The 9,245-nt window shown below is 50.5% G+C and carries 10 protein-coding genes and 2 rRNA genes; 6 read left to right on the forward strand and 6 right to left on the reverse strand.

Annotated elements, in window-relative coordinates; translation table 11 throughout:
• Positions 1-230 precede the first annotated feature (230 nt).
• Positions 231-1,208 (reverse strand): elongation factor P--(R)-beta-lysine ligase, encoded by a 978-nt coding sequence (gene epmA / locus BZJ18_RS16155; protein ID WP_077458288.1) that lies wholly within the window; start codon positions 1,206-1,208, stop codon positions 231-233.
• A 310-nt stretch (positions 1,209-1,518) separates the two neighbouring features.
• On the opposite strand from epmA, the gene frdA reads away from it, so the two are divergent.
• From frdA to frdD, 4 genes are read left to right on the forward strand one after another with little or no spacing between them, the layout of a single operon-like run.
• Positions 1,519-3,324, forward strand: a complete 1,806-nt coding sequence (frdA, locus tag BZJ18_RS16160; protein ID WP_077458300.1) for a fumarate reductase (quinol) flavoprotein subunit — start codon at positions 1,519-1,521, stop codon at positions 3,322-3,324.
• Positions 3,321-4,076, forward strand: a complete 756-nt coding sequence (locus BZJ18_RS16165) for a succinate dehydrogenase/fumarate reductase iron-sulfur subunit (RefSeq protein WP_069589731.1) — start codon at positions 3,321-3,323, stop codon at positions 4,074-4,076. The genes frdA and BZJ18_RS16165 overlap by 4 nt, the downstream gene beginning before the upstream one ends.
• Positions 4,073-4,456, forward strand: coding sequence for a fumarate reductase subunit FrdC (gene frdC, locus BZJ18_RS16170; RefSeq protein WP_077458290.1), 384 nt, complete (start codon positions 4,073-4,075; stop codon positions 4,454-4,456). Before BZJ18_RS16165 ends, frdC begins: the two co-directional genes overlap by 4 nt.
• A gap of 8 nt (positions 4,457-4,464) precedes the next feature.
• The gene (frdD, locus tag BZJ18_RS16175; RefSeq protein ID WP_077458292.1) at positions 4,465-4,827 is read left to right on the forward strand and encodes a fumarate reductase subunit FrdD; all 363 of its coding nucleotides are present in this window, start codon (positions 4,465-4,467) and stop codon (positions 4,825-4,827) included.
• A gap of 70 nt (positions 4,828-4,897) precedes the next feature.
• Here frdD and efp read toward each other — a convergent pair whose 3' ends face one another.
• Positions 4,898-5,464, reverse strand: a complete 567-nt coding sequence (gene efp / locus BZJ18_RS16180) for an elongation factor P (protein ID WP_069586864.1) — start codon at positions 5,462-5,464, stop codon at positions 4,898-4,900.
• A 33-nt stretch (positions 5,465-5,497) separates the two neighbouring features.
• Here efp and epmB point away from each other — a divergent pair, with 33 nt between their 5' ends.
• Complete coding sequence (epmB, locus tag BZJ18_RS16185) at positions 5,498-6,520, forward strand: EF-P beta-lysylation protein EpmB (RefSeq protein WP_077458294.1); 1,023 nt, start codon at positions 5,498-5,500, stop codon at positions 6,518-6,520.
• A gap of 88 nt (positions 6,521-6,608) precedes the next feature.
• Positions 6,609-7,097: a GNAT family N-acetyltransferase gene (locus BZJ18_RS16190; RefSeq protein ID WP_077458296.1), complete on the forward strand. Its 489-nt coding sequence runs from the start codon at positions 6,609-6,611 to the stop codon at positions 7,095-7,097.
• Here BZJ18_RS16190 and BZJ18_RS16195 read toward each other — a convergent pair.
• From BZJ18_RS16195 to BZJ18_RS16210, 4 genes are all read right to left on the reverse strand, one after another.
• A complete protein-coding gene (locus BZJ18_RS16195) occupies positions 7,094-7,735 on the reverse strand; it encodes a flavin reductase family protein (protein ID WP_069586861.1) in 642 nt (213 codons plus the stop codon). The two genes, BZJ18_RS16190 and BZJ18_RS16195, sit on opposite strands and share 4 nt — an antisense overlap.
• Positions 7,736-7,743: 8 nt before the next feature.
• Complete coding sequence (locus BZJ18_RS16200; RefSeq protein WP_077458298.1) at positions 7,744-8,124, reverse strand: thiol-disulfide oxidoreductase DCC family protein; 381 nt, start codon at positions 8,122-8,124, stop codon at positions 7,744-7,746.
• 533 nt (positions 8,125-8,657) lie between these two features.
• Positions 8,658-8,773: ribosomal RNA gene (gene rrf / locus BZJ18_RS16205) — 5S ribosomal RNA — on the reverse strand.
• Positions 8,774-8,938: 165 nt separating this feature from the next.
• Positions 8,939-9,245, reverse strand: a 23S ribosomal RNA gene (locus BZJ18_RS16210); the annotation flags it as partial.

Below are 9,245 nucleotides of genomic sequence, written 5' to 3' on the forward strand. Positions count from 1 at the left end.
GAATAAACTCGAAGTCGATGGCACGGTCGATTTTACGAACAAGATGGTCTTTGGGGGGAACAAGTTGTTCCATCGTCACCATTTCAAGTTCATATTGGTGTGGAGAAGGTTCTTGAAGCATACCGGAGCATCCCTATTGCGACACTCCTATTAGATCAAAGGTCTAGCTCGAAAGCTAGACCTTTGTCAGCAGTCTGACGCCACCGCAAGGTGGCGTTTTTCTTACGGCGCTACGCGCGTGAGACAGGAAACGCGGTCACCGCATCAATGTGATCACAACCGAGCGCGAGCATCACAAGGCGATCGATCCCTAGCGCGACCCCTGCACAATCCGGCAGCCCCGCGTCCAAGGCGGCGAGTAAGTGTTGATCGATAGGTTGTGGGCGCAAACCTCTTGCCACTCGCATCGCATTGTCCGCCTCAAAGCGGCGGCGCTGCTCCTGCGCATCTTGAAGCTCATAGAATCCATTGGCGAGTTCAATACCTTGAAAATACACCTCAAAACGGTGTGCAACACGTGGATCCGCCTCACTGATTTTGGCTAACGCGGCTTGAGATGCCGGAAAGTCGTAAACAAAAGCCGGCGCCTGCTGACCAATATTTGGCTCAACCATCACCGAGAAAAGCAGTTGCAACAAGGTGTCTTTGTCGGTTTCATCCTCAGTGATATCAGCAAGCCCTTGGGTGGCAGCAAGGGCTCGTAGCTGGTCAATATCCGCGCGTAATGGACAAAGTCCAGTGCATGATTGAAAAGCTGCTTGGTAGCTCATTCGCGTCGCACCTTGGCACTTGAGTACCGCTTGCAACAGCGCATCCATTTCATCCATCAACTGGTGATGGTCAAAATCCGGTCGATACCACTCGAGCATGGTAAATTCTGGATTGTGATAACGCCCCGCCTCTTCATTACGAAATGCCTTACTGATTTGATAAATGGCGCCGCTACCCGCCGCCAGTAATCGTTTCATATGAAATTCTGGGCTAGTCATCAAATACAAGGGTAACCCCTTGGCAAAGCCAGGGCCGACCAGCGAGGTGGAAAAACTGTGTAGATGCACATCCGTCACCGCCGCTTGGCTCAACGCTGGGGTATCGACTTCCCATACTGCACGCTCAGCAAAAAATTGACGAATGCGGGCAATAATGGCCGATCGTTTTTTCAACTGTGTCATTGAGGCCGTTGGCTGCCATGAACAGGCTTGAGTCATGATATCAATCTCTCATTGCGCGAATGGCGTCAGTCTAGCGTCACGCTGGCGAATAACAACCAGTACACCAAGATGAAGCACGACGTAAACGTGGCACTGTGCGCATTCTGTTTGTAAGAGAACGCTGTTTTTTCATAGCTCGCCGACACTTAACGACCCACCTCACAGTTTTATGCAATTTAACTCCCACGCCCGCAAAATCGCTGCAATTCCCCAACTGAATCAATTTTTACTCGGTGAGGATTGCCTACCATGTCGGCAGAACAATAAACAAGCCAAGCACTGGCTTTCCCTACACTGGAGGATGAACGTGCAGACCATCACCACAGATATTGCAGTTATTGGCGCCGGCGGCGCTGGACTGCGCACCGCCATTGCGGCCGCTGAGGCGGATCCGTCTCTCAATATTGCCCTGGTGTCCAAGGTCTACCCGATGCGCTCACACACTGTGGCTGCAGAGGGTGGCTCGGCTGCCGTCATCAAGGATGAAGACAGCCTAGACAACCATTTTAATGACACCGTTAGCGGCGGTGACTGGCTGTGCGAGCAGGACGTTGTGGACTACTTCGTCAAGCACTGCCCAGAAGAGATGATCCAATTAGAGCAATGGGGTTGCCCTTGGAGCCGTAAAGACGATGGCAGCATCAATGTTCGCCGTTTTGGCGGCATGAAAGTCGAGCGTACATGGTTTGCCGCCGATAAAACTGGCTTCCATATGCTTCACACCTTGTTCCAAACCTCGATTAAATACCCACAAATTCAGCGGTTAGATGAATACTTCGTGGTCGACTTGATCGTGGATGATGGCCAAATCCAAGGCCTTATTGCCCTGCATATGGCAGAAGGTGAACTGGTCTGCATTAAAGCCAAATCTGTGGTGCTCGCCACCGGCGGTGCTGGCCGGGTGTACAGCTGTAACACCAATGGTGGCATCGTCACCGGTGATGGCATGGCGATGGCTTATCGCCACGGTATTCCATTACGTGATATGGAGTTTGTGCAGTATCACCCCACAGGCTTGCCCGGCACTGGCATCTTGATGACCGAAGGCTGTCGCGGTGAAGGGGGAATTATTGTCAACAAAAATGGTTATCGCTATTTGCAAGATTATGGCCTTGGCCCAGAGACACCAGTGGGCGAGCCAAAAAACAAATATATGGAGTTAGGGCCGCGCGATAAAGTCTCTCAAGCCTTTTGGCACGAGCAACAAAAAGGGAACACCATCAAGCATCCATTAGGTGATGTGGTGCACCTTGATTTGCGCCACTTAGGTGAAGACTTCTTACAAGAGCGGTTGCCGTTTATTTGTGAATTAGCCAAAGCGTACGTCAACGTCGATCCGGCCAAAGAGCCAATCCCAATTCGTCCGACCGTCCACTACACCATGGGGGGCATAGAAACCAATGCCCAGACCGAAACCCGCGTAAAAGGACTCTTTGCGGTGGGCGAATGCTCCTCCGTCGGCCTGCACGGCGCCAATCGCTTAGGATCGAATTCACTGGCTGAGYTGGCCGTATTTGGTCGACTCGCCGGAGAAGGTGCCGCACAACGTACACGTGAGTTTACGGGATGGAATCAAGCGGCGATCGATGCCCAGATCCAAGACGTTAAAGCACGCATTGATAAGCTCTTGAGCCATCAAGGCGAAGAAAACTGGGCAGATATTCGCAAAGAGCTGGGGGACACCATGGAAGCCGGCTGTGGTATTTATCGTCGCGAAGATCTAATGCAAGCCACGATTGATAAAATCGCCGAACTGAAAGCTCGCTATCAACAGATCAGCATCCAAGATCAAGGCAGTGTGTTTAACACCGACTTGTTGTATGCCATCGAAGTAGGTTACGGGCTCGAAGTGGCCGAAGCCATGGCGCATTCTGCCATTCAGCGACGCGAGTCTCGTGGCGCCCATCAACGCCTTGATGATGGCTGCACAACCCGTGATGATGACAACTACCTCAAGCACACCTTGGCATTTTACCAACCCAAGGGTGGCCCACGGATTGATTACAGTGACGTGAAGATCACCAAGTCTCAACCGAAAGACCGCTTGTATGGTGATGCTGCGGAGCAGGCTCAAGCGGCCAGTGAGGGGCAACAAGAGGAGCAAGCACAATGACGCAAGCTACCTATAGAGTTTCTATCCTTCGCTACGATCCCGCAAAAGATGATGCACCTTACGCGCAGGAGTTTGTCGTCCCCGGAGACGACACCTTCTCTGTGCTTGATGCGCTGGGCTATATCAAAGACAATCTCGACAAGTCATTGGCTTATCGCTGGTCATGTCGCATGGCCATTTGCGGCTCGTGCGGCATGATGGTCAATGGCGTGCCTAAACTCGCGTGTAAGGCTTTTTTACGCGATTACCCGAACGGCGTACTGATTGAGCCGCTAGCAAACTTTGCTATCGAAAAAGATTTGATTGTCGACATGACGCCATTTATTGAGCGCTTGGAAGCGATCAAACCTTATATTCTCGGCAACGACCGTCGTCCTGAAGATGGTCCTAACACACAAACCCCAGAGCAGATGGCGCGCTACAAGCAATTTGCCGCCTGCATTAACTGTGGTTTATGTTACGCCGCTTGCCCGCAGTTTGGCCTCAATCCAGACTTCCTCGGCCCAGCCGCACTGACCCTCGCCCATCGCTATAACCTCGATAGCCGAGATGGGGGACAACATGAGCGTATGCCACTGATAAACAGCGATAACGGAGCATGGGGATGTACCTTTGTGGGCTACTGCTCAAAAGTCTGCCCGAAAGGAGTCGACCCGGCGGGCGCGGTCAACCAAGGCAAGGTTGCCTCTACCCAAGATATGGTGATCGCCATGTTTAACCCCAATAAAGAAGGCAAGGAGATAACAGGATGAGTAACCGTAAACCTTATATGCGGCCCATGCCTCGTACTTGGTGGCTGCATCATCCGTTTTATCGCTTTTATATGGTGCGCGAGGCCACGGTACTGCCTTTGGTCTTTTTCACACTGAGCCTCACTGCGGGTTTGATTTGTCTCGTACAAGGCCCTCAAGCGTGGCAAGGCTGGCTGGATTATATGGCCCACCCTGTGGTGATCCTATTAAACGTGGTCGCCCTGGCGGCAAGCCTGTTTCATGCCACGACATTTTTTAGCATGATGCCGCAGGTCATGCCGATTCGTATCAAAGGAAAATTGCTCGACGGCAAGTGGGTGATTGGGGCGCAATGGGGAGCCGTTGCAGTAATTTCGTTGCTGGCCTTGGTGATCATTTAGGAGGCGTTATGATTGATTTAAAACCTAAGCGCTCCGACGAGCCAGTATGGTGGAGCCTGTTTGGTGCAGGCGGTACATGGTTTGCCATGTTCACGCCGATTACTGTCTTGATTTTGGGTGTTTTAATTCCACTTGGGATCATCGACCCATCCGCCCTAAGTTACGAACGTGTGATGATGTTCGCGGAGCACTGGTTAGGTAAGTTGCTGATCTTGGCGACCCTTGCCTTACCGATGTGGCATGCCATGCATCGCATCCATCATGGTTTACATGATCTTAAGCTGCACGTGGGACTGGCCGGGAAAGTGGTTTGCTATGCCATCGCCTTTGCCGTCAGTGTCGCTGCTGCGCTACTCGTCCTTGTCGTATAGCATCTAAGCATATAAAAAAGCCCTGAACCAATTCGGTCAGGGCTTTTTTCTCGGACATTCGAAATGCCAATTATTTTACGCGGCTTACATACTCACCCGAGCGTGTATCCACTTTGATGACTTCACCGATTTGAATAAACAAAGGCACACGAACAACGGCCCCTGTGATCAGTGTCGCGGGTTTACCGCCAGTACCTTGGGTATCCCCTTTTAGACCCGGATCGGTTTCAGTCACTTCAAGTTCGACGAAGTTAGGTGGGGTAACCACGATTGGGTCACCATTCCACAACGTGAGTGTACAGGTGTTGTTTTCAACTAACCATTTGACGTTATCACCCACTGCACTCTCGTTGGCAGCGATTTGCTCAAAGGTTTCGTTGTTCATGAAGTGATAGAACTCACCATCTGTGTAGAGGTAGTCCATTTCCACATCGATCACATCGGCAGCTTCAACGCTGTCACCTGATTTGAATGTTTTCTCTAGAACCTTACCGGAAATCAGCTTACGGATTTTAACCCGGTTGAAGGCTTGGCCTTTACCCGGCTTCACGAACTCATTTTCGGTAATGACACACGGCTCGTTATCGAGCATAATTTTCAATCCGCCGCGGAATTCATTGGTGCTGAAAGACGCCATCTTGATCCTCTTAACATCTTCGAGTTTTCACAAATGTCGCACATCATAACCCGAATCCAGCCTGCTGTTGAGCGAAACTGGATCAAAGAACTCGCAGAGGGGATCACAGATCCCAAGGAACTGCTGCAACTGCTTGAAATTTCACCATCCGACTGGGAGGCAGGATTTAGTGCTCGTCGCCTTTTTGCCCAACGTGTGCCACGCAGTTTTGTGGCTAGGATGGAAAAAGGAAACCCTGATGATCCACTGCTAAAGCAAGTCCTCCCCATTGCCGACGAGTTTAATGACGTTGACGGGTTCAGCGCTGACCCACTGGAAGAACAAGACAATGCGATTCCTGGGTTGTTACACAAGTACCACAACCGTGTCTTACTGATCGTTAAAGGAGGCTGTGCAATCAATTGTCGTTATTGCTTCCGTCGCCATTTCCCTTATCAAGACAACAAAGGCAGTAAACGCGTATGGCAAGGGGCGCTGGACTATATCGCCGCCCATCAAGAGATTGATGAAGTGATTTTATCCGGTGGTGACCCGCTGATGGCCAAAGATGAGGAGCTCGATTGGCTCATCAGCGCCATCGAAGACATAACGCATGTTAAGCGGCTACGCATTCATTCACGGCTACCTGTGGTGATCCCCGCTCGTGTCACCTCTGCGTTTACCGAGCGCTTATCGCGGTCACGTTTACAAGTGGTACTCGTCACCCACATCAACCACGCCAATGAGATTAATGCAGAATTAAGCCACAAACTCCATATGCTGCGACAAGCAGGCATCACGCTGCTTAACCAAAGCGTGCTTCTCAAAGGCGTAAATGACAGTGCGGATGCGTTGGTGGCACTGAGCCAACGGCTTTTTGAGGCTGGCGTTTTGCCTTACTACCTGCATGTATTGGATAAAGTCCAAGGCGCCGCTCACTTTTTAGTCTCAGACGATAAAGCGCGCGCCTTAATGCAAGACATTATCGGCCAACTTTCAGGCTATTTGGTCCCCCGACTGACCCGAGAAATTGGCGGGCGAGCGAGTAAAACCCCGCTTGATCTGCATTTAGAGTGAATAATCAGTGACTTAATTAATACAAGCTGTTGATTTATCTTTGCTTCCATGGCTTATTAGAGAGGAAAGCTCACCACAAGGATGTGTTATGTCTCTGATTATTCGTCAATACCACGCCGACGACATTCCGGCGATACGCGATATCTATGCGCAACCCAAGGCGCAAGCAGGCACCTTACAATTGCCGATGCCAAGCCTCGCCATGTGGGAAAAACGGCTTAATAACGTACCAGATGGCGTATACCCATTGGTTGCCGAGCTGGAGGGTAAAGTGGTCGGTAATCTCGGCTTCGTCATTGCCGCGAATCCTCGCCGTCGCCACGTTGCAGATATTGGCATGGGCGTTCATGATGCCTATCAAGGCCGCGGCATAGGCAGTGCGCTAATGGAAAAAGCGATCGATTTAGCCGAAAACTGGCTGAACGTATCACGGATAGAGCTAACCGTTTACACGGATAACGCGGCTGCGATCCACCTCTATCAAAAGTTTGGCTTTGAAATTGAAGGCACCGCCAAACAGTTTGCGTTTCGCAATGGCGAGTTTGTCGATGCCCACTACATGGCGCGTACCCGCTAATCAAGCCACTCGGGGAAACAATCCGGTTTGGCGTAGCTAAGCCGACCAATGCGTGCGGTACGGTGGTAGCTATCTAAACCGCTAACCGCAACGCTGCCTGCTTGTTCAATATCTACGTAGCCATCATCTTTGACACACGATTCGGGCACATGAACTTCACTGATTTCTCCGATCAGTAAATGTGTACCATTAATTGCCAGCGTATGCTCTTCTCTCAACACTAATCCTAAGCGCACCGCAGCTTCTTGCACGTAAGGGGCATTGAAGCGCTCTCGCCATAATGGCGTCAGACCCACTTGATCAAACTCTGAGACGTCGTGAGGATAGCGTGCAGATGTCTGATGCGCGGCAGTGAGCATCGCCTCACTCACATGGTTGAGCGTATACACACCTAGCTGACGAATGTTTTCAAGAGAATCCCGCACCACGGTATCAGGTCGGATAATCACTCCCATTAACGCCGGATTCGCGCCCAGGTGAAAAGCAGAGCTAACCATACACAAGTTCGTTTGTCGTTCAGCGTCGCTGGTCCCTAATAAGTTTGCAGACTTAAAGCCTGACAAGCTATTGATAAAGGCTGCGCGATAACGTTTTTCCATGCTCATGATGTCATCATGGCCGAACACACTCAAAGACATAACCTTCCTTATTTCAGCTGGCACTGTTGGCAACGTGCCTGCCCGGTTAATAATGCGGAGATCCGATACCGGTGGCGGGCAAAAAACAAATAAGCTTGGTCTGCAAACCAAGCGATCACGGGCCAGCGTAACCAACTCACCCAATATCCCTTGCCTACCGCGTGCCATGCAGCATAGGTTGCGTCTAAACCATACACCATCTGTCCTTGACTATCTTTGGCGTGCAAAATGCGATTAGCGGCTTTGGGATCCACATCGGGGAAACGGGCTGCAAAATCGGGATGATGGATATCTTCCAGTATGAGCTGTTGGTTTTTATCCCAACGTGACAGCTTGCGCATTTCCTTGACGCATAACGGGCACAAACTGTCATAAAATAGCGTCACCATAAACGTCCCTCCTAACCTCGTCTTAATACGCATAACGACATTGGTACGATCAGGTGTTTACGCCTATCCAGCATGGATAAAACCCACGTCAGCCAGTACTCAGCATAGCGATCCAAGTCTTATACAGCCTATTAGGTAGTCAGAGATATGGAAAAAGTGTCGGTTGGTGTCTGTGTGATGAGCATTTTGCAGCGAGGCGCACAGGGCTGATACACCCTCAAGATACAAAAAAACCCCGACCGTCAGGTCAGGGCTTGGTATTTCTGCTAATCAAAGTCTTACATGTAGCTGCTTTAATTAGGTTATCTTATTTGTTGCGATGAGGATGTTAAATCGAGACGCGCAGTGTACGGTAAGTACATGAGCATCGCAGACATCAACGTTATCTTATTTGTTGCGATGAGGATGTTAAATCGAGACGCGCAGTGTACGGTAAGTACATGAGCATCGCAGACATCAACAGCATCGAGCTATCAATAAGATGAGCCGTTTTTGCCTTCAGATTTTTCAAAAATCTGAAAACAAGAAAGCAAGCCTGGCGATGTCCTACTCTCACATGGGGAGACCCCACACTACCATCGGCGCTGCTTCGTTTCACTACTGAGTTCGGCATGGAATCAGGTGGGTCCAAAGCGCTATGGTCGCCAAGCAAAATTTTGTCTGGAAAAAAATTTAACGCACTTCAGTGCGGCCCGTCAGGGTCAAATACAAGGAGGTATTTGATAAATTCGTTCCTAAATCTAGAAAGCTGTTCGTTCTCGCCACAATCAACTGGCTTTATTTTAAGTCCAACCCAAAACCTCTTGGGTGTTGTATGGTTAAGCCTCACGGGCAATTAGTACAGGTTAGCTCAACGCCTCACAGCGCTTACACACCCTGCCTATCAACGTTCTAGTCTAGAACAACCCTTTAGAGAGCTCGAAGCCCTAGGGATGACTCATCTCGGGGCCAGCTTCGCGCTTAGATGCTTTCAGCGCTTATCTGTGCCGAACTTAGCTACCGGGCAATGCGTCTGGCGACACAACCCGAACACCAGCGGTTCGTCCACTCCGGTCCTCTCGTACTAGGAGCAGCTCCCCTCAATCATCCAACGCCCACAGCAGATAGGGACCGAACTGTCT

It is taken from the genome of Salinivibrio sp. IB872, from assembly GCF_001995345.1.
Taxonomy (GTDB): Bacteria; Pseudomonadota; Gammaproteobacteria; order Enterobacterales; family Vibrionaceae; genus Salinivibrio; species Salinivibrio proteolyticus.

Bases quoted from the DNA above. Each gene is read 5' to 3' on its own strand.
- epmA (WP_077458288.1), bottom strand. From the start codon at position 1,208: ATGACTCAAGCCTGTTCATGGCAGCCAACGGCCTCAATGACACAGTTG.
- BZJ18_RS16165 (WP_069589731.1), top strand. From the start codon at position 3,321: ATGACGCAAGCTACCTATAGAGTTTCTATCCTTCGCTACGATCCCGCA.
- frdC (WP_077458290.1), top strand. From the start codon at position 4,073: ATGAGTAACCGTAAACCTTATATGCGGCCCATGCCTCGTACTTGGTGG.
- frdD (WP_077458292.1), top strand. From the start codon at position 4,465: ATGATTGATTTAAAACCTAAGCGCTCCGACGAGCCAGTATGGTGGAGC.
- efp (WP_069586864.1), bottom strand. From the start codon at position 5,464: ATGGCGTCTTTCAGCACCAATGAATTCCGCGGCGGATTGAAAATTATG.
- epmB (WP_077458294.1), top strand. From the start codon at position 5,498: ATGTCGCACATCATAACCCGAATCCAGCCTGCTGTTGAGCGAAACTGG.
- BZJ18_RS16190 (WP_077458296.1), top strand. From the start codon at position 6,609: ATGTCTCTGATTATTCGTCAATACCACGCCGACGACATTCCGGCGATA.
- BZJ18_RS16195 (WP_069586861.1), bottom strand. From the start codon at position 7,735: ATGTCTTTGAGTGTGTTCGGCCATGATGACATCATGAGCATGGAAAAA.
- BZJ18_RS16200 (WP_077458298.1), bottom strand. From the start codon at position 8,124: ATGGTGACGCTATTTTATGACAGTTTGTGCCCGTTATGCGTCAAGGAA.